At 57.0% G+C, this 23,969-nt stretch carries 37 protein-coding genes; all 37 read left to right on the forward strand.

Annotated features, from left to right (window positions below; all coding sequences use genetic code 11):
- Positions 1–122 (forward strand): EF-Tu C-terminal domain-related protein (locus tag LRK71_RS18555; RefSeq protein WP_232405546.1); only part of this gene is annotated, 122 nt, incomplete at its 5' end.
- Positions 123–568: 446 nt separating this feature from the next.
- Positions 569–883 (forward strand): 30S ribosomal protein S10, encoded by a 315-nt coding sequence (gene rpsJ, locus LRK71_RS18560; protein WP_232405462.1) that lies wholly within the window; start codon positions 569–571, stop codon positions 881–883.
- Between the two features lie 18 nt (positions 884–901).
- The gene (gene rplC / locus LRK71_RS18565; protein ID WP_232405463.1) at positions 902–1,612 is read left to right on the forward strand and encodes a 50S ribosomal protein L3; all 711 of its coding nucleotides are present in this window, start codon (positions 902–904) and stop codon (positions 1,610–1,612) included.
- Positions 1,609–2,226, forward strand: coding sequence for a 50S ribosomal protein L4 (gene rplD / locus LRK71_RS18570; RefSeq protein WP_232405464.1), 618 nt, complete (start codon positions 1,609–1,611; stop codon positions 2,224–2,226). The genes rplC and rplD overlap by 4 nt, the downstream gene beginning before the upstream one ends.
- Complete coding sequence (locus LRK71_RS18575; protein ID WP_232405465.1) at positions 2,223–2,519, forward strand: 50S ribosomal protein L23; 297 nt, start codon at positions 2,223–2,225, stop codon at positions 2,517–2,519. The genes rplD and LRK71_RS18575 overlap by 4 nt, the downstream gene beginning before the upstream one ends.
- A gap of 276 nt (positions 2,520–2,795) precedes the next feature.
- Positions 2,796–3,602, forward strand: a complete 807-nt coding sequence (locus LRK71_RS18580; RefSeq protein WP_232405466.1) for a hypothetical protein — start codon at positions 2,796–2,798, stop codon at positions 3,600–3,602.
- A gap of 271 nt (positions 3,603–3,873) precedes the next feature.
- Complete coding sequence (rplB, locus tag LRK71_RS18585; protein ID WP_232405467.1) at positions 3,874–4,716, forward strand: 50S ribosomal protein L2; 843 nt, start codon at positions 3,874–3,876, stop codon at positions 4,714–4,716.
- Positions 4,717–4,719: 3 nt separating this feature from the next.
- Entirely contained in the window at positions 4,720–4,998 is a 279-nt protein-coding gene (rpsS, locus tag LRK71_RS18590; protein ID WP_008207545.1) for a 30S ribosomal protein S19, read from the forward strand.
- A gap of 3 nt (positions 4,999–5,001) precedes the next feature.
- Positions 5,002–5,382 (forward strand): 50S ribosomal protein L22, encoded by a 381-nt coding sequence (gene rplV, locus LRK71_RS18595; protein ID WP_232405468.1) that lies wholly within the window; start codon positions 5,002–5,004, stop codon positions 5,380–5,382.
- A complete protein-coding gene (rpsC, locus tag LRK71_RS18600) occupies positions 5,382–6,092 on the forward strand; it encodes a 30S ribosomal protein S3 (RefSeq protein WP_232405469.1) in 711 nt (236 codons plus the stop codon). The genes rplV and rpsC overlap by 1 nt, the downstream gene beginning before the upstream one ends.
- An 11-nt stretch (positions 6,093–6,103) precedes the next feature.
- Positions 6,104–6,517: a 50S ribosomal protein L16 gene (gene rplP, locus LRK71_RS18605; protein ID WP_232405470.1), complete on the forward strand. Its 414-nt coding sequence runs from the start codon at positions 6,104–6,106 to the stop codon at positions 6,515–6,517.
- A 152-nt stretch (positions 6,518–6,669) separates the two neighbouring features.
- A complete protein-coding gene (locus tag LRK71_RS18610; RefSeq protein ID WP_232405471.1) occupies positions 6,670–7,290 on the forward strand; it encodes a 2OG-Fe(II) oxygenase family protein in 621 nt (206 codons plus the stop codon).
- Positions 7,291–7,743: 453 nt separating this feature from the next.
- Positions 7,744–7,947, forward strand: a complete 204-nt coding sequence (rpmC, locus tag LRK71_RS18615) for a 50S ribosomal protein L29 (RefSeq protein WP_009810825.1) — start codon at positions 7,744–7,746, stop codon at positions 7,945–7,947.
- Between the two features lie 12 nt (positions 7,948–7,959).
- Positions 7,960–8,190, forward strand: coding sequence for a 30S ribosomal protein S17 (gene rpsQ, locus LRK71_RS18620; protein WP_054463234.1), 231 nt, complete (start codon positions 7,960–7,962; stop codon positions 8,188–8,190).
- A 97-nt stretch (positions 8,191–8,287) separates the two neighbouring features.
- On the forward strand, positions 8,288–8,656 hold the full coding sequence (gene rplN / locus LRK71_RS18625; protein ID WP_009810828.1) for a 50S ribosomal protein L14: 369 nt from the start codon (positions 8,288–8,290) through the stop codon (positions 8,654–8,656).
- Positions 8,657–8,658: 2 nt separating this feature from the next.
- Positions 8,659–8,964, forward strand: a complete 306-nt coding sequence (gene rplX, locus LRK71_RS18630; protein WP_232405472.1) for a 50S ribosomal protein L24 — start codon at positions 8,659–8,661, stop codon at positions 8,962–8,964.
- Positions 8,964–9,527, forward strand: a complete 564-nt coding sequence (gene rplE / locus LRK71_RS18635) for a 50S ribosomal protein L5 (RefSeq protein ID WP_232405473.1) — start codon at positions 8,964–8,966, stop codon at positions 9,525–9,527. The genes rplX and rplE overlap by 1 nt, the downstream gene beginning before the upstream one ends.
- Before the next feature lie 22 nt (positions 9,528–9,549).
- Complete coding sequence (gene rpsN, locus LRK71_RS18640; protein WP_054463230.1) at positions 9,550–9,855, forward strand: 30S ribosomal protein S14; 306 nt, start codon at positions 9,550–9,552, stop codon at positions 9,853–9,855.
- 13 nt (positions 9,856–9,868) lie between these two features.
- Complete coding sequence (gene rpsH, locus LRK71_RS18645; RefSeq protein ID WP_232405474.1) at positions 9,869–10,261, forward strand: 30S ribosomal protein S8; 393 nt, start codon at positions 9,869–9,871, stop codon at positions 10,259–10,261.
- A gap of 13 nt (positions 10,262–10,274) precedes the next feature.
- On the forward strand, positions 10,275–10,808 hold the full coding sequence (gene rplF, locus LRK71_RS18650) for a 50S ribosomal protein L6 (RefSeq protein WP_232405475.1): 534 nt from the start codon (positions 10,275–10,277) through the stop codon (positions 10,806–10,808).
- Positions 10,809–10,819: 11 nt separating this feature from the next.
- On the forward strand, positions 10,820–11,179 hold the full coding sequence (gene rplR, locus LRK71_RS18655; protein WP_232405476.1) for a 50S ribosomal protein L18: 360 nt from the start codon (positions 10,820–10,822) through the stop codon (positions 11,177–11,179).
- Between the two features lie 112 nt (positions 11,180–11,291).
- A complete protein-coding gene (rpsE, locus tag LRK71_RS18660; RefSeq protein ID WP_027241741.1) occupies positions 11,292–11,861 on the forward strand; it encodes a 30S ribosomal protein S5 in 570 nt (189 codons plus the stop codon).
- Between the two features lie 12 nt (positions 11,862–11,873).
- On the forward strand, positions 11,874–12,062 hold the full coding sequence (rpmD, locus tag LRK71_RS18665; RefSeq protein WP_009810836.1) for a 50S ribosomal protein L30: 189 nt from the start codon (positions 11,874–11,876) through the stop codon (positions 12,060–12,062).
- A gap of 371 nt (positions 12,063–12,433) precedes the next feature.
- On the forward strand, positions 12,434–12,649 hold the full coding sequence (locus LRK71_RS18670) for a DUF1127 domain-containing protein (protein WP_232405477.1): 216 nt from the start codon (positions 12,434–12,436) through the stop codon (positions 12,647–12,649).
- Positions 12,650–12,955: 306 nt separating this feature from the next.
- The gene (gene rplO / locus LRK71_RS18675) at positions 12,956–13,426 is read left to right on the forward strand and encodes a 50S ribosomal protein L15 (RefSeq protein WP_232405478.1); all 471 of its coding nucleotides are present in this window, start codon (positions 12,956–12,958) and stop codon (positions 13,424–13,426) included.
- 110 nt (positions 13,427–13,536) lie between these two features.
- Complete coding sequence (gene secY / locus LRK71_RS18680) at positions 13,537–14,901, forward strand: preprotein translocase subunit SecY (RefSeq protein WP_232405479.1); 1,365 nt, start codon at positions 13,537–13,539, stop codon at positions 14,899–14,901.
- A complete protein-coding gene (locus tag LRK71_RS18685; RefSeq protein ID WP_232405480.1) occupies positions 14,898–15,545 on the forward strand; it encodes an adenylate kinase in 648 nt (215 codons plus the stop codon). The genes secY and LRK71_RS18685 overlap by 4 nt, the downstream gene beginning before the upstream one ends.
- A gap of 192 nt (positions 15,546–15,737) precedes the next feature.
- Positions 15,738–16,118 carry a hypothetical protein gene (locus LRK71_RS18690; protein ID WP_232405481.1) on the forward strand — a complete coding sequence of 127 codons (381 nt, stop codon included), beginning with the start codon at positions 15,738–15,740 and terminating at the stop codon, positions 16,116–16,118.
- 243 nt (positions 16,119–16,361) lie between these two features.
- Complete coding sequence (rpsM, locus tag LRK71_RS18695; protein WP_232405482.1) at positions 16,362–16,730, forward strand: 30S ribosomal protein S13; 369 nt, start codon at positions 16,362–16,364, stop codon at positions 16,728–16,730.
- A gap of 16 nt (positions 16,731–16,746) precedes the next feature.
- The gene (rpsK, locus tag LRK71_RS18700; RefSeq protein WP_232405483.1) at positions 16,747–17,136 is read left to right on the forward strand and encodes a 30S ribosomal protein S11; all 390 of its coding nucleotides are present in this window, start codon (positions 16,747–16,749) and stop codon (positions 17,134–17,136) included.
- A 113-nt stretch (positions 17,137–17,249) separates the two neighbouring features.
- Positions 17,250–18,266 (forward strand): DNA-directed RNA polymerase subunit alpha, encoded by a 1,017-nt coding sequence (locus LRK71_RS18705; protein ID WP_009810844.1) that lies wholly within the window; start codon positions 17,250–17,252, stop codon positions 18,264–18,266.
- 153 nt (positions 18,267–18,419) lie between these two features.
- Positions 18,420–18,845: a 50S ribosomal protein L17 gene (gene rplQ / locus LRK71_RS18710; RefSeq protein WP_232405484.1), complete on the forward strand. Its 426-nt coding sequence runs from the start codon at positions 18,420–18,422 to the stop codon at positions 18,843–18,845.
- A gap of 172 nt (positions 18,846–19,017) precedes the next feature.
- Entirely contained in the window at positions 19,018–20,436 is a 1,419-nt protein-coding gene (locus tag LRK71_RS18715; protein WP_232405485.1) for a trypsin-like peptidase domain-containing protein, read from the forward strand.
- A 3-nt stretch (positions 20,437–20,439) separates the two neighbouring features.
- Positions 20,440–21,759: a replication-associated recombination protein A gene (locus LRK71_RS18720; protein ID WP_232405486.1), complete on the forward strand. Its 1,320-nt coding sequence runs from the start codon at positions 20,440–20,442 to the stop codon at positions 21,757–21,759.
- Positions 21,760–21,880: 121 nt separating this feature from the next.
- The gene (gene crcB / locus LRK71_RS18725; protein ID WP_232405487.1) at positions 21,881–22,261 is read left to right on the forward strand and encodes a fluoride efflux transporter CrcB; all 381 of its coding nucleotides are present in this window, start codon (positions 21,881–21,883) and stop codon (positions 22,259–22,261) included.
- Positions 22,258–23,304: an RluA family pseudouridine synthase gene (locus LRK71_RS18730; RefSeq protein WP_232405488.1), complete on the forward strand. Its 1,047-nt coding sequence runs from the start codon at positions 22,258–22,260 to the stop codon at positions 23,302–23,304. Before crcB ends, LRK71_RS18730 begins: the two co-directional genes overlap by 4 nt.
- On the forward strand, positions 23,301–23,969 hold the full coding sequence (locus tag LRK71_RS18735; protein WP_232405489.1) for an HAD-IA family hydrolase: 669 nt from the start codon (positions 23,301–23,303) through the stop codon (positions 23,967–23,969). The genes LRK71_RS18730 and LRK71_RS18735 overlap by 4 nt, the downstream gene beginning before the upstream one ends.

Genomic DNA, 23,969 nt, shown 5'->3' on the forward strand with positions numbered 1-23,969 from the left:
ACAACCTGAAGTTCGACGTTGAACTGATCGCGCCCATCGCGATGGAAAACGGCCTGCGTTTCGCCATCCGTGAAGGCGGCCGTACCGTTGGTGCCGGCGTTGTGTCCAAAATCACCGATTAAGACGCGCTTGCGCGTCTGGTTGTGGCAGGTGGTTTTTTCCATCGGGAAAAATCGCCGGGACCAACTCGGCTAAGTTCTACAAAAGGGCGCCCAAAGGGGCGCCCTTTTCCGTTGGCTGCATATTATTTGAAAGCTGGCGTCTGTTTGGTTGAAAATCGCAAACTTGCAAAATTTAATGGCGATATCGGGCTGGCTACAATGCACGTAAATCAATTGTAGAAAGAGATGCCGGATAAGCGTGCAAATAGCGCCCAACCCGCCGCCTCCTTCGAGCGCAACTGTTTCGTGCGCGAAACCTCTTGCTCCATGCGTCGTTCGGGCGTATAGGGCGCTAGTTCCCTGGTGGAACAGTAAGGCGGGGTGATTCCCGCCTTTTGGGTTCGATGAGGGTAAGCGGTGGTCGCTGCCCCTCCTCTCAACCTCAACGCCTAGATAAAGGCTGACTAATGCAAAGCCAAAATATCCGTATTCGGCTGAAGGCATTTGACTATCGTGTACTGGATTCCAGCACACAAGAGATCGTCAACACTGCCAAGCGGACCGGCGCGACTGTTCGCGGCCCGATCCCACTGCCAAACAAGATCGAGAAATTCACTGTTCTGCGTGGCCCCCACGTTGACAAGAAATCTCGTGACCAGTTCGAGATCCGTACGCACAAGCGTATGCTCGACATCGTTGATCCGACCCCCCAGACCGTGGACGCGCTGATGAAGCTCGACCTGGCCGCTGGTGTGGACGTCGAGATCAAACTGCAATCTTAAGAACGGAGGGTATAAATAATGCGCTCTGGTATTATTGCAAAAAAAGTCGGCATGACGCGCCTGTTCCTGGAAGATGGTCAGCAGATCCCTGTGACCGTTCTTCACCTGGACGGGCTGCAGGTTGTGTCTCAGCGTACCGAAGATAAAGACGGCTACACAGCTGTTCAGCTCGGTGCGGGTTCCGCCAAGGTGAAGCGCGTCTCCAAGGCGATGCGTGGTCACTTTGCGGCCTCCAAGGTAGAGCCCAAGCGTAAGCTCGTGGAATTCCGCGTGCCTGCTGATGCTCTCATCGAAGTTGGTGCCGAAATCTCGGCCGAGCACTTCCTGGAAGGTCAAAAAGTTGACGTGACCGGCACATCGATCGGTAAAGGTTTTGCCGGTGCGATGAAGCGCTGGAACTTTGGTGGTCTGCGCGCGACACACGGTGTTTCTATTTCGCACCGTTCGCACGGTTCCACCGGCCAGTGTCAGGATCCCGGTAAGGTTTTCAAAGGCAAGAAGATGGCTGGTCACATGGGTGCTGCCCGCGTTACCACACAGAACCTGGAAGTCGTCAAAACTGACGCTGACCGCGGTCTGGTCTTCATCAAAGGCGCCGTACCTGGTCCAAAGTCTGGCTGGGTCACCGTCAAGGATGCCGTGAAGAAGAAAGCTCCTGAAGGTCTTCCCTTCCCAGCCGGTATCAAAGCCGCTGCGAGCGAAGCCCCTGCGGAAGGTGGTGAAGCATGAAACTTGATGTGATGAATCTCGACGGCAGCAAAGCTGGCGACATCGAGCTGAACGCTGACCTCTTTGGTCTGGAGCCACGTGCAGACATCCTGCACCGTGTGGTTCGCTGGCAGCGTAACAACGCACAGGCCGGTACCCACAAGGTAAAGACCCGTTCGGAAGTCAAATACTCGACCAAGAAGATCTATCGCCAAAAAGGCACCGGTGGCGCACGCCACGGCGCTCGCTCGGCACCGATCTTCCGCGGTGGTGGTATCTACAAAGGCCCCGTTGTGCGTTCGCACGGCCACGAGCTGACCAAAAAGTTCCGCAAGCTGGGTCTGCGTCACGCGCTGTCCGCCAAGGCGAAAGCCGGTGAACTGGTTGTGATCTCTGACGCTGCTGCCGAAGGCAAGACCGGTGCTCTGGCCAAACAGGTTGCAAACCTGGGCTGGAAACGCGCGCTGGTCATCGACGGGTCTGCTGTGAACGAAGGCTTCCTGAAAGCGTCGCGCAACATTGAAGGTCTGGATATCCTGCCGACAATGGGTGCGAACGTCTATGACATCCTGAAGCGGGACACCCTGGTTATCACCAAGGCCGGTCTCGAAGCACTGGAGGCTCGTTTGAAATGAACGCCAAGGCAGAACACTACGACGTGATCCGCAAGCCGATCATCACCGAGAAAACCACCATGGCATCCGAAAACGGTGCGGTTGTTTTTGAAGTTGCGATCGACAGCAATAAACCCCAGATCAAAGAAGCTGTTGAAAGCCTCTTTGGTGTGAAGGTGAAGGCGGTGAACACCTCCATCACCAAGGGTAAAGCCAAGCGGTTCCGCGGCCAGATTGGCCGTCGCAAGGACGTGAAAAAGGCTTATGTGACGCTCGAAGAGGGCAACACAATCGACGTGTCCACCGGACTCTGAGATTAGGTTTTTGACCTGACTAGAAAGGCCCTCGCTGCGAAGCGAGGGCCTTTTTTCGTTGGGACGCTACGCCATCTAGGGGGGAGCGCCTGACCTTAGGTGGGGGGCAAAGCGCACTCCTGTTTTGGCGGCGCAAACTTTCGGTTTGAGGGGGTGGTGCGCAGAAAGAGGCCAGCACGGAATCAAGGCCGCAGGCCGCCGCGCCAGCGCCGTCTCGTCTTTTTCAGTGTTGCTCTGTAGTTGTGAGTGTAACAGGGGCGAACGAAAGAGTTGCAATTGGATATGGATGGTTTTTTTGGCTGGGCTTCGAAGTTGAGCGGAGACGTTTCATTTTTTGTCGCCCCGATTGTGCAACCTCCATCGGGGACATTTCTTGGTAACCTTCTCTCGGATGCTGCTCCTTCGTTACTAGGAGCTGTTGTCGGGGGTGGGATCGCCTTTTGTGTGGCTCGCTGGTCGTTTAACAGGGCTGCCGATACCGATGCCAGGCGTCGCGAAGATGATCGGCTAGGTGTTGGGGCTGAGTCTGCATATTCTGGATATGTGAAATTGTGGCACTGGGTGAACCTTCTTGCTAACCAAAAAGCATTGATCGACGGTGCCTATGAATATGCGGAGAAATCAGGTCATCCATTGCAAGAACCGTGTGATGTGGTGCCCGCATTTGCAGGTCGTTCGATTGAGCCGGATTTTCTGAAGCCCTGTGAGTATTCTTTTCTGGTAAAAGGGGGCGAGACGGACCTTATCGCGGACCTTCATCTGCTGGAGCAACGCGCAGCAAATATCGCATCGCTTATACTTCAGTATAGCCAACTCGCGATTGAATTCGAGCGTTGGCGCGAGAGCGTCACCATGCAAAGGGCCGTCTTTGCAAATCGTGTTGTAGATGCCATTCCGCCGAACTTGGAGGGGGTTGAGCAGGGGAAGCGTGCCAATATGAATGGGGTTATGGGAGCCATTCGGAGCAACTTGGAGGTTGATCTGCCTTTCGGGGATAAGACTGTTCAGCAATTCATTAATGCCGCGCATCACCATTATGGGGAGCGATTTCCCGACATGAAGTTTGGCGAACCCGATGGGTGATCGCGGCCTGCGGCTATTGCCCATTGCCACACCCCCGCAACCCTGCTACATCCGCCCAATCCTACTGGCCTCAGATTCGTTCTGGGGCCGTATTCTTTGTGGGATTATTTGAGCTGGGGACCTTAGGGGCCCTAAAGACTGGCCACCTTAGTAGTCATTGTTCCATAGGGGCAGGCGGACGGGGGGCTTACACATAGCGGATCCAAAGACAACAACCTAAGGATCTGCAACGATGGGGCAACCCATCGTAGCTAAACGGAAGACAGAAAGCATGGCACTCAAGTCGTATAAGCCGACGACGCCGGGCCAGCGTGGGCTGGTTCTGATCGACCGTTCGGAGCTTTGGAAAGGGCGTCCGGTTAAATCTCTCACTGAGGGTTTGACCAAATCGGGCGGCCGGAACAACACCGGACGGATCACTTCACGCCGCCGCGGCGGTGGCGCAAAGCGTCTCTACCGGATCGTTGACTTCAAACGGAACAAATTTGATGTTGCGGCAACCGTTGAACGGATCGAATATGACCCGAACCGGACCGCATTCATCGCACTGATCAAATACGAAGACGGTGAGCAGGCCTATATCCTGGCGCCTCAGCGTTTGGCGGTTGGTGACAAGGTTATTGCCTCGGCAAAAGCTGACATCAAACCCGGTAACGCAATGCCCTTCTCGGGTATGCCCATCGGTACCATCATCCACAACATCGAGATGAAGCCAGGCAAAGGCGGCCAGATCGCCCGTGCTGCCGGGACTTATGCTCAGTTCGTTGGTCGTGATGGTGGCTACGCTCAGATCCGCCTGTCCTCGGGTGAACTGCGCATGGTCCGTCAGGAATGCCTGGCAACCATTGGTGCCGTGTCGAACCCAGACAACTCGAACCAGAACTACGGTAAAGCTGGCCGTATGCGTCACAAGGGCAAGCGTCCTTCGGTTCGTGGTGTTGTTATGAACCCGATCGATCACCCACACGGTGGTGGTGAAGGTCGTACCTCTGGTGGTCGTCACCCGGTAACCCCATGGGGTAAGCCGACCAAAGGTAAGCGTACCCGCAACAAAAACAAAGCGTCGCAAAAGCTGATTATCCGCTCGCGTCACGCCAAGAAGAAGGGACGTTAATTTATGTCTCGCTCTGTATGGAAAGGTCCCTTTGTCGACAGCTACGTGCTTAAGAAAGCCGAAGCTGCGCGCGAGTCGGGCCGCAACGAAGTCATCAAGATTTGGTCTCGTCGTTCCACCATTCTGCCCCAGTTCGTGGGTCTGACATTTGGTGTGTACAACGGTCACAAACACATTCCTGTCAACGTCTCGGAAGACATGATCGGTCAGAAGTTCGGTGAGTATTCGCCAACTCGTACCTATTATGGTCACGCCGCAGACAAAAAAGCGAAGCGGAAGTAAGTCATGGGTAAGGTACAAAACCCCCGCCGCGTGGCAGACAACGAAGCAATGGCGAAAACGCGCATGCTCCGTACCAGCCCGCAAAAGCTGAACTTGGTTGCCCAGATGATCCGTGGCAAAAAGGTTGACAAGGCGCTGACCGATCTGACCTTCTCGAATAAGCGTATTGCGCAGGATGTGAAGAAATGCCTTCAGTCCGCTATCGCCAATGCCGAGAACAACCACAACCTGGACGTCGACGAGCTGATCGTTGCCGAGGCCTGGGTCGGTAAGAACATGACCCTGAAGCGTGGTCGTCCACGTGCGCGCGGTCGGTTCGGCAAGATCTTGAAACCGTTCGCTGAGATCACCATCAAGGTGCGTCAAGTTGAGGAGCAAGCCTAATGGGACATAAAGTCAATCCGGTTGGCATGCGCCTGCAGATCAACCGCACCTGGGACAGCCGCTGGTACGCCGACACCAAAGATTTTGGTGATCTGCTGCTGGAAGACATCAAGCTGCGCGATTTCATCAAGGAAGAGTGCAAGCAGGCTGGTATCGCCCGCGTGATCATTGAACGCCCTCACAAGAAATGCCGTGTGACCATTCACACTGCACGTCCTGGCGTGATCATCGGCAAAAAAGGCGCTGACATCGAAGTGCTTCGCAAGAAGCTGGCCTCGATGACTGCCTCGGAACTGCACCTCAACATCGTTGAAGTTCGCAAGCCCGAGCTGGACGCGCAGCTGGTTGGTGAGTCCATCGCTCAGCAGCTGGAACGTCGTGTATCTTTCCGTCGCGCGATGAAGCGTGCCGTACAGTCTGCCATGCGCATGGGTGCCCTGGGTATCCGGGTGAACGTCGCTGGCCGTCTGGGTGGCGCTGAAATCGCCCGTACCGAATGGTACCGCGAAGGTCGTGTGCCGCTGCACACTCTGCGCGCCGACATCGATTACGCTCACAACGAGGCCATGACACCTTACGGTATCATCGGGATCAAAACCTGGATCTTCAAAGGCGAGATCATGGAACACGATCCTCAGGCACGTGACCGTAAAGCACAGGAACTCCAGGACGGCCCTGCACCTCGTGGTGCTGGTGGCGGTCGTCGCTAAGGAGAGAATAGATGCTTCAACCAAAGCGTACTAAATTTCGCAAGATGCACAAAGGCCGGATCAAAGGCGACGCCAAAGGCGGCTCCGATCTGAACTTTGGCACCTACGGCCTCAAGGCAACCACACCTGAGCGCGTTACTGCGCGTCAGATCGAAGCTGCCCGTCGTGCCATGACCCGTCACATGAAACGTCAGGGTCGTGTCTGGATCCGTATCTTCCCAGACACGCCTGTGACCTCCAAGCCCGTCGAAGTTCGTATGGGTAAGGGTAAAGGTTCCGTGGATTATTGGGCATGCAAGGTCAAACCTGGCCGCGTGATGTTCGAAATCGACGGCGTCAACGACGACGTTGCACGCGAGGCCCTGCGCCTGGCCGCGATGAAACTGCCGGTGAAAACCCGCGTTGTGGTTCGCGAAGACTGGTAAGCCCAGTCTGAGCACACAAAGAATTTGGGGCGTACCTTCGGGTACGCCCCTTTTTCGTTTGGCTGGGGCAGGGCTGCGTGCTTGAGCCTTCGCATTGCCGGGCCTCGCCCGATCGCCTATTGCTTTGGCTAAGCTGAGTGTAGGAGACCGCCATGGCCCAGATTGAATCCCTTTTTGTGACCCGCTTGTACCACGCCGCCCTGTCCGAATGCGGACCCAGGATTGACGCGCAGGAAATGGAAACCTCTTGCATTGTCATCGCCGAAGATGACGAGGCCGGCCAGGATTGGTGCGAGGAGAACGGCTATCCGGGCTATACCTCCTATGCCTCCTTGACCGATCTGCCCTGGCGATTCCCGGTGTTTGCCGATCTGGTGAAATCGCTGGATGAACATGTGGTGAATTTTGCCAAGGATCTGGAGTTTGATCTGGATGGCCGCAAGTTGGTGCTCGAAGATCTGTGGATCAATATCCTGCCCGAGGGTGGCATGCACTCATCCCACCTGCATCCCCATTCGGTGATTTCCGGTACCACCTATGTGGCGATGCCCGAAGGCACCTCTGCACTGAAACTGGAAGACCCGCGTTCCGGCCGGATGATGGCCGCACCCACCCGGACCAAAGAGGCACGGCGCGAGCTAAAGCCTTTTATCTACATGAAGCCCGAGGTGGGCGATGTGCTGCTCTGGGAAAGCTGGCTGCGCCATGAGGTGCCAATGAACATGGCCGAGGATGAACGCATTTCCGTCAGCTTCAACTATCGCTGGGAGTGAGCAGGCTCGCTGGAAACGCTCCGGGGGAGCGTTTCGCCTGCGAACGGGCGGAGTCCAAAGCGATACTCTGGAGCTCTGACACTGCCAAGCAGAAGGGCAGCGCCTGCCCCAAGGTGGGTGCGAAAGCGCCCTCCCATTTTGCCGAAGGCAAATTTGCGATTTGACGGGAGGGGCGGGTGTTACCCGGGCTTTCAGCCGACGCACTTTTCTGAGAATGTTGGAAACGGTCTTGAGAGTAAAGCTAGCGTGCCCTGCTTCGTGAGCCTTCAAGCTTTCCCTTGCCCCCACCCCCTATCTCCCCTATAGGAGCACATCGCTTGGGCTAAATTTGTCTTGGATTTGGTGCCGGTGATTCTTTTCTGCACTTCGTTAAGTGCGGGTTTTACATAACCCACCAGATAACAAGGTGACCCTCGCGGGGCCTTCTGGTGCTTTGGACAAGGAACAAAGGCGATGAACGCCAATGATCTGCGTGACAAGACCGTGGATGAACTCCGCGATGTGCTTGCCAACATGAAAAAAGAGAGCTTCAATCTCCGCTTTCAACAAGCTACCGGTCAGCTGGAAAACACTGCAGGCATCAAAGCGGCACGCCGCAACGCTGCCCGCGTGAAAACCATCCTGAACGAAAAAGCTGCAGCCGCAGCAGCAGAATAAGGAGCCTGACAGATGCCCAAACGTATTCTCGCAGGCACCGTGACCAGCGACGCCAATGCCCAGACCGTAACAGTTTCGGTTGAACGCCGCTTCACGCACCCTGTTCTGAAAAAGACCATTCGTAAGTCCAAGAAGTATCGGGCGCACGATGAACAGAACGCTTTCAAGGTCGGCGATCAAGTTCGCATCATCGAATGCGCGCCGAAATCGAAAACGAAACGCTGGGAAGTGCTGACCGCTTAAGAGACCGTAAGGTCCCATAAGCGGCAAGCTGACCAGTTTGTCGAAACCCTGGGGGATATCAGCACGCATCGCTGCCCCATAGGTCGGGAGAAACCACATGATCCAGATGCAAACAAACCTGGATGTTGCTGACAACTCCGGCGCTCGCCGAGTTCAGTGCATCAAGGTTCTGGGTGGTTCCAAGCGTAAGTACGCATCCGTAGGCGACATCATTGTTGTCTCGGTTAAGGAAGCCATCCCCCGCGGTCGCGTTAAGAAAGGTGATGTCCGTAAGGCTGTCGTCGTTCGCACCGCGAAAGAAGTCCGTCGTGCTGACGGTACTGCGATCCGTTTTGATCGCAATGCTGCCGTCATCCTGAACACCAACAACGAGCCCGTAGGTACACGTATCTTTGGCCCAGTTGTTCGTGAACTGCGCGCCAAAAACTTCATGAAAATCATCTCACTTGCTCCGGAGGTGCTGTAACAATGGCTGCTAAACTCCGTAAAGGTGACAAGGTTGTCATGCTGTCCGGCAAGGATAAGGGCAAAGAAGGCGTTATCGCCTCTGTTGACCCCCAGGCTGGCAAGGCTGTTGTTGATGGGCTGAACATGGCGATCCGCCATACCCGTCAATCGCAAAACGAACAGGGCGGCCGTCTGCCCAAAGCGCTGCCAGTCGACCTGTCGAACTTGGCGCTGCTGGACTCCAATGGTAAAGCAACCCGCGTTGGCTTCCGCATGGAAGACGACAAGAAAGTGCGCTTCGCCAAAACGACTGGGGAGACTGTCTGATGCTTGATAACGCAACCTACACTCCGCGTCTGAAAACTCTCTACAAGGACACCATCTGTGGTGCCCTGAAAGAAGAGTTCGGCTACAAGAACGATATGCAGCTGCCAAAGCTGGAAAAAATCGTTCTGAACATCGGCTGTGGTCGTGCTGCTGTCCGTGACAGCAAAAAGGCTAAATCGGCTCAGGCTGATCTCTCTACCATCGCTGGCCAGAAAGCTCTGACCACCGTGGCAAAGAACTCCATCGCTGGCTTCCGCGTTCGCGAAGGCATGCCGATGGGCGCAAAGGTAACTCTGCGCGGCGACCGGATGTTTGAATTCCTGGATCGTCTGATCACCATCGCGATGCCCCGTATCCGTGACTTCCGCGGCGTATCGGGTACCTCCTTTGACGGCCGTGGCAACTATGCCATGGGTCTGAAAGAGCATCTCGTGTTCCCAGAAATCGATTTTGATAAAATCGACGAAAACTGGGGCATGGATATCGTGATTGCCACCACCGCGAAAACCGACGCGGAAGCAAAGGCGCTGTTGAAAGCTTTCAACATGCCCTTCAATAGCTGAGCGCGGGAAGGATAGTAGAGACATGGCTAAGAAAAGCATGATCGAACGCGAGAAGAAGCGCGAGCGTCTGGTGGCAAAATATGCCGCGAAACGCGCCGAGCTGAAAGAAATCGCGAATGACGAATCCAAGTCGATGGAAGAGCGTTTCAAAGCGCGTCTGACACTGGCTAAACTGCCGCGGAATTCTTCGGCAACTCGTCTTCACAACCGTTGCCAGCTGACTGGTCGTCCTCACGCTTACTATCGTAAGTTGAAGGTCAGCCGGATCGCGCTGCGGGAACTGGGCTCGAATGGCCAGATCCCCGGTATGGTGAAATCGAGCTGGTAAGGGAGAGACAGATATGAACGATCCTATCGGCGATATGCTCACCCGTATTCGTAACTCGCAAATGCGTGGCAAATCCACCGTAACCTCCCCAGCGTCAAAGCTGCGGGCCTGGGTTCTGGATGTGCTGGCAGACGAGGGTTACATCCGCGGCTACGAGAAATCCACTGATGAACGCGGCCATCCGGCGCTGGAAATCAGTCTCAAGTACTACGACGGCGATCCTGTCATTCGTGAAGTGAAGCGGGTTTCCAAACCTGGCCGTCGCGTTTACATGGGCGTCAATGACATCCCGTCGGTCCGTCAGGGCCTGGGTGTGTCGATTGTCTCCACCCCCAAGGGTGTGATGTCGGACGCAAACGCACGCGCAGCCAACGTCGGCGGCGAAGTGCTCTGCACCGTCTTCTAAGGAGGCCTAATCGATGTCCCGTATTGGTAAAAAATCGGTCGAACTGCCCAGCGGTGTTACCGCGAGCGTTTCTGGCCAAAGCGTTGAAGTCAAAGGTCCCAAAGGGACCCGCAGCTTCACTGCAACCGACGATGTCACAATCACTGTTGAAGAAAACGCAGTCTCGGTCACGCCTCGCGGCATGTCCAAGCGCGCGCGTCAGCAGTGGGGCATGTCCCGCACCATGGTTGCCAATCTGGTAACCGGCGTGACCACCGGCTTTAAGAAAGAGCTGGAGATCCAGGGTGTGGGTTACCGGGCTCAGATGCAGGGTACGACCCTGAAGCTGAACCTGGGCTACAGCCATGACGTCGAATTTGTTGCTCCGGAAGGTGTTACCATCACCGCGCCGAAGCAGACTGAAATCGTTGTGGAAGGTAACGACCAGCAGCAGGTGGGCGAAGTAGCGGCGAAAATCCGCGACTGGCGCCGTCCCGAGCCCTATAAAGGCAAAGGCATCCGCTACAAGGGCGAATTTATCTTCCGCAAGGAAGGCAAGAAGAAGTAAGGACCAGCACAATGGCAAACAGCAAACGTACCCTGTTTCTGAAGCGTCGCCTGCGCGTCCGGAACAAACTTCGCAAGGTCAACGCCGGCCGTCTGCGTCTTTCTGTCCATCGTTCCAACAAGAACCTTTCGGTTCAGTTGATCGACGATCTGGCAGGCAAGACCCTGGCGTCCGCCTCGACCCTGGAAAAAGATCTTGGCTTTGTAGGCAAGAGCAACATCGAAGCAGCAACCAAAGTGGGTTCGGTTATCGCCGAGCGTGCCAAGGCTGCAGGCGTCACCGAAGCATACTTCGACCGTGGCGGCTTCCTGTTTCATGGCAAGGTGAAGGCTCTGGCCGACGCTGCGCGTGAAGGTGGCTTGAAGATCTAAATATTGCGGGCGGCGCAACCGCCGCCCCGATGATCCGGGAGGCGCGTCCTAGGGCGCGCCTCACCTGGATTGGAACAATTGGCGCCAGGCGCCACACACAAAGGAATGCTTTATGGCAGAACGTGATAACCGCCGGGGTAACCGTCGTGACCGCGATGAGACACCGGAATTTGCGGATCGTTTGGTTGCGATCAACCGTGTATCCAAAACCGTAAAAGGCGGTAAGCGCTTTGGTTTTGCAGCACTGGTTGTTGTTGGTGACCAAAAGGGCCGTGTCGGCTTTGGCAAAGGTAAAGCCAAAGAAGTACCTGAGGCCATCCGCAAGGCCACCGAACAGGCCAAGCGCCAGATGGTGCGCGTGCCTCTGAAAGAGGGTCGTACCCTGCACCACGACATCGCGGGTCGCCACGGCGCCGGCAAAGTTGTGATGCGGACCGCGCCTGAAGGTACCGGTATTATTGCTGGTGGTCCTATGCGTGCCGTTTTCGAGATGCTCGGCGTCAAAGACGTTGTCTCGAAGTCGATCGGGTCGCAGAACCCCTACAACATGATCCGTGCAACCATCAACGGCCTGACAAAAGAGCAGAGCCCTCGTTCGGTTGCCCAGCGTCGTGGTAAAAAGGTCGCCGACATCCTGCCCAAGCGGGACGAAGCACCTGTTGCTGAAGCAGCAGAAGCGTAAGGAAACGGACAGATGGCTAAAACAATCGTTGTTAAGCAGATTGGTTCCCCGATCCGCCGCCCCGCCGACCAGCGCGCAACGCTGATCGGTCTGGGTCTGAACAAGATGCACAAGACACGTGAACTTGAAGATACCCCTTCGGTTCGCGGCATGGTTCGCAAGGTCTCTCACATGGTCGAGATCATCGAAGAGCGCGACTAAGCTTCTTTGACAGCTTGATTAATGACGCCTCGCAGCTTGGCTGCGGGGCGTTTTATATTTAGGGCTATGGGCGTATCATTGATTACGGGGCTTGCTCTTCACTACGCTTCGAGCAGGGGACTTATGTCCGAGCCAAATGCGACGGAAAGCAGAGATTTGGTCGCGCGGCGTAGATCCTGAGCTTTACAACCAAGGCTGGGGCCGCGACTGATCGGTGTTCACGATTGCACCGCTTATGCGCTGGATGCATAGCGGGTTGACCAAGGGCGGCGTTGTTTTTCCTAAAATCAATCCTTTATTTCAAACTCACCTAACAAGGTTTGAAAAAAAAGATCGGAAAATGGGTTCCGGTCGCTACAAGGATAAATACCATGGCACATGTCTATAACACTGCCTCCAGCCAGACCAATTTCTTTGCCCGCCTGCGTGGGCTGCTGCGCGATATTGGTGCCCACTGGGCCCTGGCCCGTGACTACAAGCGCACCTTTGCCCAGCTTGACCGGCTGACCAACCGTGAGCTTGCCGATATTGGCGTGCGCCGTTGCGACATCGCCGATATTGCCCGCCGCCACGTCTACGAGGCCTAGGGCCAAACATCTATGGCCTGATGCCTTCCCCGACTGGGGGATTGCAATCGCCTCTGCAAAGCGCAGGGGCGTTTTGCGTTTTGCCATACCATGGCTATCGCGCTAAGGTGATTGGGTGAGGCCAACAGCCTGCCCTCTGGCGCATTGACGTATTGGCGCATTGGCACGCTTGGGGCTTGATCCGGTGGGGCAGGGCAGCTATACGCCTGCGGTGGCCTATCGAGGCCATGGAATCACATTAATAACATGCCGTGGTTGTCCCTGTTTTCCGCTTCTGGGGGCACATCCGGCGATAGGAGAAGCGAAATGAAACTTCACGAACTCAGCGACAACCCAGGTGCCTCCAAGAAACGCATGCGTGTTGCCCGTGGCCCCGGCTCTGGCAAGGGCAAAATGGGTGGCCGTGGTATCAAGGGTCAGAAATCCCGTTCGGGTGTGTCGATCAACGGCTATGAAGGCGGTCAGATGCCTTTGTACCAACGTCTGCCTAAGCGTGGCTTTACCAAGCCAAACCGCAAGGCCTTTGCCGTGGTGAACCTGGGCCTGATCCAGAAATTCATCGACCTGGGCAAATTGGACGCTGCGTCGATCACCGAAGACAGCCTGGTTGCTTCGGGTCTGCTGCGTCGCAAAAAAGACGGTGTTCGTGTTCTGGCCAAGGGTGAATTCACCGCTAAGGCCACCATCACCGTGACAGGCGCATCTGCCGCTGCTGTTGACGCAGTTGCAAAGGCCGGTGGCGCATTGACCGTGGCAGAAGCAGCCGCAGCTGAGTAACGGCTTGTGAGCGGCGATAATGCCGCTTACACATGTCATCAGTTTTCCAGTACGCCGTCCGAGCCGGAAAAGGGTTCCGGGCGGCGTTTTCGCAAAAAGAGACCCATTTCATGGTATCAGCAGCAGAACAAATGGCAGCGAACACCAGCTGGTCCGCACTTGGCAAAGCCACGGATCTGCGCAATCGCATCTTGTTTACGCTTGGCCTTCTGATCGTTTATCGCCTTGGCACCTTTATTCCGGTTCCAGGCATCGATTCAGGCGCCCTGCGTGACTTTATGGAAGCGGCGGGGCAGGGCATTGGCGGCATGGTGTCGATGTTCACCGGTGGCGCCCTTGGCCGTATGGGCATCTTTGCCCTGGGCATTATGCCCTATATTTCGGCCTCGATCATTGTCCAGTTGCTGACCTCGATGGTCCCGGCGCTTGAGCAGCTCAAAAAAGAGGGCGCGCAGGGCCAGAAGAAAATCAGCCAATACACCCGCTACGGCACCGTGCTTCTGGCCACGGCCCAGTCCTACGGGCTGGCGGTTTCGCTGGAAGCGGGGGATCTGGCGACCGATCCGGGCATGTATTTCCGCATGGCCTGCATGATTACCCTGGTCGGGGGCACCATGTTCCTGATGTGGCTGGGCGAGCAAATCACTCAGCGCGGCCTGGGCAATGGTATTTCGCTGATCATCTTTGTCGGCATCATTGCCGAGGTTCCGGCCTCTATCGCGCAGTTCTTTGCCTCTGGCCGTTCCGGTGCGATCAGCCCAGCGGTGATTATCGGTGTGATCCTGATGGTGATTGCGGTGATCATGTTTGTGGTGTTCATGGAACGCGCCCTGCGTAAGATCCACATTCAGTACCCCCGCCGCCAGGTTGGCATGAAGGTCTATGATGGCGGGTCTTCGCATCTGCCGGTCAAGGTGAACCCTGCAGGTGTGATCCCGGCGATCTTTGCCAGCTCTCTGCTGCTGTTGCCAACCACGATTTCGGCCTTCTCGTCTGGCGCGACCAATGGGCCGGTGATGTCCTGGATGCTGGCCAACTTTGGCCCCGGTCAGCCGTTGTACCTGTTGTTCTTTGTCTCGATGATCGTGTTCTTTGCCTATTTTTACACCTTCAACGTGGCGTTTAAGCCCGAGGACGTGGCGAATAATCTGAAGAACCAGAACGGCTTTGTGCCTGGCATTCGCCCCGGCAAAAAGACTGCTGAATACATCGAATATGTTGTGAACCGTATCCTGGTTCTTGGCTCGATGTATCTGGCGCTGGTCTGCCTGCTGCCCGAAGTGCTGCGCGGACAGTTTGCCTTCCCGGTCTATTTTGGCGGGACATCGGTGCTGATTGTTGTCTCTGTGACCATGGATACCATCCAGCAGGCGCAAAGCCATCTTCTGGCGCATCAGTATGAAGGCCTTATCGAGAAGAGCCAGCTGCGCGGGCGCAACAAGAAGCGTGCAAAACGGGGGCCGTCTCGTCGATGAGCAATATCATTCTTTTGGGACCACCCGGCGCGGGTAAAGGGACGCAGGCGCGTCAGCTTGTCGAAAGCCGGGGCATGGTTCAGCTCTCGACCGGGGATATGCTGCGCGAGGCGCAGGCCTCCGGGTCCGAGATGGGCAAGAAAGTCGCAGAGGTCATCGCCCGCGGCGAGCTGGTGACGGACGATATCGTCATTGGTCTGATCCGCGAGAAAATTGCCGAAGGCGCAGAGGGGGGCTTCATCTTTGACGGCTTCCCCCGCACCCTGGGCCAGGCGGATGCCTTGGGTGATTTGCTGGCAGAAATGGGTCTGAGCCTGGACGGTGTGATCGAGATGGCGGTGGATGACGGCGCTCTGGTCGCGCGCATTACCGGTCGCTCTACCTGCGGCGGCTGCGGAGAGGTCTACCACGATCAGACCAAGCCCTGGCCGGCCGATGGAAAGTGCAGCAACTGCGGTAGCTCGGATGTAAAGCGCCGTGCGGACGACAATGAGGAGAGCCTCAAGACACGTCTGATGGAGTATTACAAAAAGACTTCGCCATTGCTGGGTTACTACTATGCCAAGGGCGATCTGCACTCTGTTGATGGGCTGCAGGCCATGGAGGCCGTCGCCGCGGATATCGCAGCGGCGCTGGAGGCCTGAGATCGCACCGCGACCGTATCGAGGAACGTGATGGAGGAGCCTGCGGGCTCCTTTTTCTTTCGCCAGGATGCTTCGCCAACCCTGCCGCTGGCAAGATACCCTGGAGTTGGGTGGGAGGAGCGCTTTACAGCAGGGGGGGGGAAAGGGTTATATCCGTGCTTAACCCATCCATTTGCTAAAAAGGTTTCTGCCGTGAAGCTCATCTGTTCGATACTCTGCTTTACCACCCTTGCGGTTTCTGCCCAGGCGCAGGACCTTTATGTCGATAGCCCCGAGGGCTGCGATATTGTCATGTCCAACCCAGACGGGATGCTGGACTATGCGGGCGAAGGCGGAATGATCCTTGAAGAAACGGGCTTTAGCTCGTTGGAGTATTTCTGCAGCTTTACCCCAAAAGCGCTGTACCAGTGGCAGGTCTATGATGTGACGACGCATGTGGGCCATTGTGAGATGCCGGGACCGGAATATGTGCCGCAGATGTTCACCATTGTGCGCAACCCGGATGAGCCGGGCATCATTTCTATTTTCACCGGTGACTCAGAGCCTATCCGCTTTTACGGCTGCTCATCTTGAGGCCAATTTGCTGAAAAGCCCGCATTTTGAGGAAAAGAAGCCTGATGCCCCCTTGACGGGTTGACGCTCTGTCTGATTCCTCATACGCAAACCCATCCCTTTGCGGGATGATTCCATGTGGGCGGATTCTTTTGCCTGCATGACCACCTCAAAATGCTGGACTGCGCGGCCCCGTCGCCCTGGTCAAGCGTTGTGAAAAAAGGTTCTGGGACTACGGAACCGCAACGAAAAGGAAAGTGACACGTGGCACGTATTGCCGGCGTAAACATTCCCGCTGCTAAGCGGGTACCTATCGCCCTCACATATATCACCGGAATCGGAAACACCTCGGCCGCGACTATCTGCGAAGCCGTTGGCATTGACACGGCCCGCCGTGTGAATGAACTGTCCGACTCTGAAGTTCTGTCCATCCGTGAATATATCGATGCAAACTTCACCGTTGAAGGTGACCTGCGTCGTGAAGTTCAGATGAACGTCAAGCGTTTGATGGACCTGGGTTGCTACCGCGGCCTGCGTCATCGTCGTAATCTGCCCGTTCGCGGCCAGCGTACCCACACTAACGCTCGTACTCGCAAAGGTCCTGCAAAGGCCATTGCTGGTAAGAAGAAGTAAAGGGAGGGTTTGATCAATGGCACGCGATAAGACTCGTACTAAGAAAAAAGAGCGCAAGAACATCGCCACAGGCGTTGCTCACGTGAACTCTTCGTTCAACAACACCAAAATCCTGATCTCTGATGTTCAGGGTAATGCGATTGCATGGTCCTCTGCTGGTTCCATGGGCTTCAAAGGGTCGCGTAAATCGACACCTTATGCTGCTCAGATGGCTGCAGAAGATGCAGGCAAAAAAGCGCAGGATCACGGTGTTAAGACCCTCGAAGTCGAAGTTCAGGGCCCCGGTGGCGGTCGTGAATCGGCGCTGCGCGCTCTGGCCGCAGTTGGGTTCAACATCACCTCGATCCGCGACGTTACACCTATGGCGCACAACGGCTGCCGTCCGCCAAAGCGCCGTCGCGTTTAATCTTCGAGCATTACGCTGGGGCTCTGCTTGTTTGCTGAGCCCCAGTACGTCATTTTAAACCTCGGGCGTCTGCACCTTCGGACATGAGGTACAGACAGGAATGGAGGGACTGCATGATCCATAAAAATTGGGCAGAGCTGATCAAGCCTACGCAGCTTGAAGCTAAGCCGGGTAACGATCCCGCTCGTCAGGCAACAATTATTGCCGAACCACTGGAGCGCGGTTTTGGCCTGACGCTTGGTAACGCACTGCGCCGTGTTCTGATGAGCTCGCTGCAGGGTGCTGCAATCACATCCGTACAGATCGACAATGTTCTGCACGAATTTTCCAGCGTCGCAGGTGTACGTGAAGACGTCACCGATATCATCCTCAACCTGAAGGGTGTTTCGCTGCGCATGGAAGTCGAAGGCCCCAAGCGCCTGTCGATCAACGCCAAAGGCCCAGCTGTTGTTACCGCCGGTGACATCTCTGAGTCCGCAGGCATCGAGGTTCTGAACCGCGAGCATGTTATCTGCCACCTTGATGATGGCGCTGACCTGTTCATGGAACTGACCGTGAATACCGGCAAGGGCTATGTCTCTGCCGACAAGAACAAGCCGGAAGATGCACCCATTGGTCTGATCCCAATCGATGCAATCTATTCGCCGGTGAAGAAGGTGTCTTATGATGTTCAGCCCACCCGTGAGGGCCAGGTGCTGGATTATGATAAGCTGACCTTGAAAATCGAAACAGACGGTTCTGTTACGCCTGATGACGCGCTGGCCTATGCTGCCCGCATCTTGCAGGACCAGCTGTCGATCTTCGTCAACTTCGAAGAACCCGAATCGGCGAACCGTCAGGACGAAGACGACGGTCTTGAGTTCAACCCGCTTCTGCTCAAGAAAGTGGATGAGCTGGAATTGTCGGTACGGTCTGCAAACTGCCTCAAGAACGACAACATTGTCTACATCGGCGATCTGATCCAGAAGACCGAAGCAGAAATGCTGCGCACGCCAAACTTTGGCCGCAAGTCGCTCAACGAGATCAAAGAAGTGCTGTCCGGCATGGGTCTGCACCTCGGCATGGACGTCGAGGACTGGCCACCAGACAACATCGAAGATCTGGCCAAGAAATTCGAAGACACGTTCTAAGAATTTCCCGGCGCTACGAGTTTAAGGGCAGGCTGCGGTCTGCCCTTAACCAATGCCCGCACTGGCGGGGAAAGATGGGCAGATGCCCCAAGGAGAGCAGCTGACACGCATCGGCTGACAGACAAAGCAAAACGCGAAAGAAGGAATTAGACAATGCGTCACGCACGTGGTTACCGCCGCCTCAACCGTACTCATGAGCACCGTAAGGCCCTGTTCTCCAACATGGCTGGCTCGCTGATCGAGCACGAGCAGATCAAAACGACTCTGCCCAAGGCAAAAGAATTGCGCCCAATCATCGAAAAGATGATCACCCTGGCAAAACGTGGCGATCTGCACGCCCGTCGTCAGGCCAACGCGCGCCTGAAAGAAGACCAGTATGTCGCCAAACTGTTTGACGTGCTTGGCCCTCGCTACAAAGACCGTCAGGGCGGCTATGTTCGTATCCTGAAAGCCGGCTTCCGCTATGGTGACATGGCGCCGATGGCGATCATCGAATTTGTCGACCGTGACGTTTCCGCCAAGGGTGCTGCCGACAAGGCACGTCTTGCGGCTGAAATCGAAGCTGACGACGCAGAATAAGATTTCTGGCCCCAACAGTGGGTTTGGAATTGGCCCCCGTCTGGTTTCAGGCGGGGGTTTTTCGTTGTCTGGCGTTTCTGTCGACAATGTACCGTCGTCGGCATGTTCTCAGTGCTTGCAATCCGGGGTGTGGCTCCGCATATCCTGAGGGAGCACAATTCTCGGAGGTCCCATGGTCCGCGCAGTCCTTTCGTTTTCCAAGGTTCTGACCCTTGCGTTCATATCCGCTGTGGTGCTGCTGCCTTTGGCTTCGGTCAGGGCAGAAACGCGTGTGCCCCAATCCCAGGCGGAAATCTCGCTGGGCTTTGCGCCGTTGGTGAAACAGGCGGCCCCGGCGGTGGTGAATATCTATGCAAAGGTGGTGCGCCAGACCCAACAGCGTTCGCCCTTCATGAATGATCCGTTTTTTGACGATTTTTTTCGCGACTTCACCAACCCACGCCCCCGGGTTGAGAGCTCGCTTGGCTCTGGTGTGATCCTGTCGGCGGATGGCATTGTGGTGTCGAATTACCATGTCGTGGGCATGGCCACCGAAATCCGGGTCGTGACCACGGATAAACGCGAATATGATGCGCAGGTAGTTCTTGCGGATCAGGCCAGCGATCTGGCGATCCTGCAACTGGACGGTGCGGCGGATCTGCCGTTTCTGGCGCTGCGCGATAGTGACAAGGTTGAGGTCGGCGAACTGGCCCTGGCGATAGGTAATCCCTTTGGGGTGGGCCAGACCGTCAGCAGCGGTATTGTCTCGGGCCTGGCGCGCAGTGGCACGGCCTCTGGTGAAGGCTTTGGCTATTACATTCAGACTGATGCGCCGATCAATCCGGGCAATTCTGGCGGGGCGCTGATTGATGTGAATGGCGATCTCATTGGCATCAACACACGTATTCTCAGCCGCTCTGGCGGGTCCAACGGTATTGGCTTTGCTATTCCGGCCAATCTGGTGCGCGAATTTGTCAAACAGGCGCATGATGGAGCCGAGGCCTTTCAGCGGCCCTGGGCCGGGATGACAGGCCAGCCGGTGGATGCGGATCTGGCAGGATCGCTGGGGATGAACCTGCCAGAAGGCATGGTGATTTCCGAACTCCACCCCAAGAGCCCCTTTGCCAAGGCCGGGTTTGAGGTTGGCGATGTGATCACCGAAGTGGATGGCGAGGTGGTGAATTCCCCCTCTGAGATGGTGTTTCGCATGTCTGTGGCCGGATTGGACGGCATCTCCGAAGTCACCCGACTGCGCGGTGACAGGCGCGAGACGCTCAAGGTCGAAATGTATGCCGCCCCGAATGATCCGCCCGGTGAATCGCTGGTGATGAATGAAAACAGTGCTCTGCCGGGCTTTACCGTTGGGCTGATCAACCCGGTTGCCATCGTTCGACTGCAACTGCCGCTCTCGGCCAGCGGCGTTGCGGTGCTGGATCCGGGCCCCTTTGCCGGGCGCGCCGGGGTCAAGGCGGGCGATATTTTGCTGGCAATCAACGGCTCTTTGGTCGCGGCTCCGCAGGATGTGCCACGCCTGCTGGAAGAGGCCGGGCGCCGGGTGCGATTTGATTTGAACAGGCGGGGCCAGCGGGTCAGCCTGCATATGCGGCGCTGATCCGTGGCTGATCTGTTTGGCAGCGCACCCGACAGCGGGGCAAACCCCGCAGGCGATGTAAACCGGCCTCTGGCAGACCGGCTGCGCCCGCAGAGCTTGGGAGAGGTGATCGGTCAGGCACAAATCCTGGGAGAGGAGGGCCCTCTGGGGGTGATGCTGTCGTCCGGGTCGCTCTCTTCGCTGGTGTTCTGGGGGCCGCCGGGGGTGGGCAAAACCACCATTGCCCGGCTGTTGGCCCGCGAAACAGATCTGCACTTTGTTCAAATTTCGGCGATTTTCACGGGTGTGCCAGAACTGCGCAAGGTGTTCGAGGCGGCCAAGATCCGTCGCCAGAACGGCCAGGGCACCCTGCTGTTCGTTGACGAAATCCATCGCTTCAACAAGGCGCAGCAGGATGGTTTTCTGCCCTATATGGAGGATGGCACCATCCTTCTGGTTGGGGCCACCACCGAAAATCCCTCGTTTGAGCTGAACGCGGCGGTGCTGTCGCGGGCGCAGGTACTGGTGCTGGAGCGTCTGTCGCTGGCCGATCTCGAACGGCTGACCCAGCGCGCCGAACAGGAACTGGGCCGCGCCCTACCATTGAGCGCTGAGGCGCGCGACGCCCTGCAAGAGATGGCAGATGGCGATGGTCGGGCCTTGTTGAACCTGATTGAACAGGTCGCGGCCTGGCAGGTGAAGGCCCCTTTGGGGCGCGAGGCCTTGGCGACCCGGCTGATGCGTCGCGCCACCAAATACGATAAATCCGGTGATGAGCACTACAATCTGATCTCGGCCCTGCATAAATCCATTCGCGGATCGGACCCGGATGCCGCCCTTTACTGGCTGGCGCGGATGCTGGAGGGCGGGGAAGACCCCCGGTTTCTGGCCCGCCGTTTGACCATGATGTCGACCGAGGATATCGGCCTGGCGGATCCACAGGCGAATACGGTGTGCCTGAACGCCTGGAACACCTATGAACGGCTTGGCAGCCCCGAGGGCGAACTGGCGCTGGCAAATGCCGCAGTCTATCTGGCGCTCGCGCCCAAATCCAATGCGGTCTATGTCGGCATCAAGGCGGCCCGCCGCCTGGCCAAGGATACCGGCAGTACCCCACCGCCCAAGCATATCATGAATGCGCCAACCAAACTGATGGCCGAGCAAGGCTATGGCGATGGCTATGCCTATGACCATGACGCCGAGGATGGGTTTTCGGGGCAGAACTACTTTCCCGATGGGGTCAAACGACCGGTACTTTATCAACCGGTCGAGCGCGGATTTGAACGGGAATTGAAACGGCGCAGTGCCTATTTTGCCAAATTGCGCCTGCAGCGAAACTCCTAGGCGCTGGCCCGATCAAGCCTGCGTCATCAATTTGACGGATAGGCGTGCAAAACTTGCGGCGATCAAGCCTGCATAGCGGCTAAAACTTGACATCCACCCGCGTGCGCGCCACAGACCCTTGATGATTTCAACTCTCTCTCTGGTCGCCCTGGGCGGCGCTACGGGTGCGGTGCTCCGCTATCTGACAGGTCTGGGCGTCATACGCTTGATCGGCCATCAGGAGTTTCCGCTGGCGATTATCACTGTGAATGTGATCGGCTCTTGTTTGATGGGGGGCTTTGTGGTTCTGGCGGCGCATAGGGGGCTGACCCACCTAAGCCCGCTGGTCATGACCGGGTTTCTGGGCGGGTTCACCACGTTTTCGGCCTTCTCTTTGGAGAGTGCCAATATGATTGAGCGTGGTGCCTTTGGGCAGGCTGCGGTCTATGTTTTGCTTTCGGTGGGCCTATCGGTCGGCGGATTGTTTTTGGGCCTATGGCTCGCAAGAGGAGTGTTCGCATGAGCGGCGTACAGATGATCACGGTGACCGAAGAGGATGACGACCAGCGGATCGACCGCTGGCTGCGGCGTCTGTTCCCGCATGTGAACCAGGGCCGCATTGAGAAGATGTGCCGCAAGGGAGAACTGCGTCTGGACGGCGGTCGGGTCAAGGCCAACACGCGGGTGACTGCGGGCCAAGTGGTGCGAGTGCCGCCGCTGGCGGCCTCGGATTTGAAACCGGCAGAGCCGCGTGTGGCCCGAGTTTCCGAGGCGGACGCCAAGATGATCCGCGACTGCGTGATCTACAAGGATGACGATGTCATTGTACTGAACAAGCCCGCGGGGCTGGCGGTGCAGGGCGGCAGCGGCACCACAAAACATGTTGATGGCTTGTCAGAGGCGCTGCGCTTTGATTCCGAAGAAAAGCCACGCCTGGTGCATCGTCTGGACAAGGATACCTCGGGCATTCTGGTGCTGGCCCGGACCCGACTGGCGGCCAAGGCGCTGACTGCGGCCTTCCGCCATCGCAACACGCGCAAGATCTACTGGGCGCTGGTGGCCGGCGTGCCAACCCCCTATCTGGGGGAAATCAAGGCTGGCCTGGTCAAGGCCTCGGGCCATGGCCGCAGCGGCGAGGGCGAAAAGATGATTGCGGTGCACCCGTCCGAGATTGATCGCACCCCTGGGGCGAAGCGGGCGCATACATTTTACGCGACACTCTATCGGGTGGCTGGTCGGGCCGCTTGGGTGGCGATGGAACCAGTGACCGGGCGTACCCACCAGCTGCGGGTGCATATGGCAGAAATTGGTCATCCCATCATTGGCGACGGCAAATACGGTGGTTCGGGCCAGGAAAACCTTGGCGATGGCTGGGGCGCACAGCTGGGCGGTGACATAAGCAAAAAGCTGCACCTGCACGCGCGGCGCATGGTGTTTGAACATCCGACCACCCGCAAGGACATCGTGGTCACCGCGGACCTGCCGGATCACATGAAAGACAGCTGGGACACCTTCGGCTGGAGCGAAGACCTGGCGGCAGATGATCCCTTTGAGGCGCTGCTGTGAGCGCAGATCTGCGGTTGATCCTGTTTGATGTGGACGGCACCCTGGCAGATAGCCAGAGTGCCATTGCCGACGCGATGCGGCTGGCCTTTGATGGGGCTGGGCTGACACCGCCCAGCCATGGCGATATCCTGTCGATTGTGGGCTTGTCGCTGCCGCTGGCCATGGCCCGGCTGGCACCGCAGGCCTCGGTGGATCAGCAGGCACAGTTGGTGGCGGGCTATAAATCCGCTTATATGGGCCAGCGCCTGGCGCAGGGGGCAGCCCATTCGCCGTTGTTTCCCGGTGCGGCCGAAACCCTGGCGGCGCTGCATGCGGTCCCCGAGTATCTGCTTGGGGTCGCAACCGGCAAGTCGCAACGCGGCCTGGATGCGCTGATAGAGGCGCATGGGCTGACCTGTTTTGTCACCCGGCAGGTGGCGGATCACCATCCCTCTAAACCACATCCGTCGATGGTGCTGACGGCGCTGGCGGAAACCGGGGTTGCGCCAGAGCAGGCGGTGATGATTGGGGATACAAGTTTTGACATCGACATGGGCCGCGCCGCTGGCGTTTGCACCATTGCCGTGGACTGGGGATATCACCCGGCAGCCGGGCTGGGTGCGGATCATGTCATCAGCAGCTTTGCGCAATTGGCACCGCTGCTGCAGCAGATTTGGAAGGCATAA

It is taken from the genome of Pseudophaeobacter flagellatus, assembly GCF_021228235.1.
Classification (GTDB): Bacteria; Pseudomonadota; Alphaproteobacteria; order Rhodobacterales; family Rhodobacteraceae; genus Pseudophaeobacter; species Pseudophaeobacter flagellatus.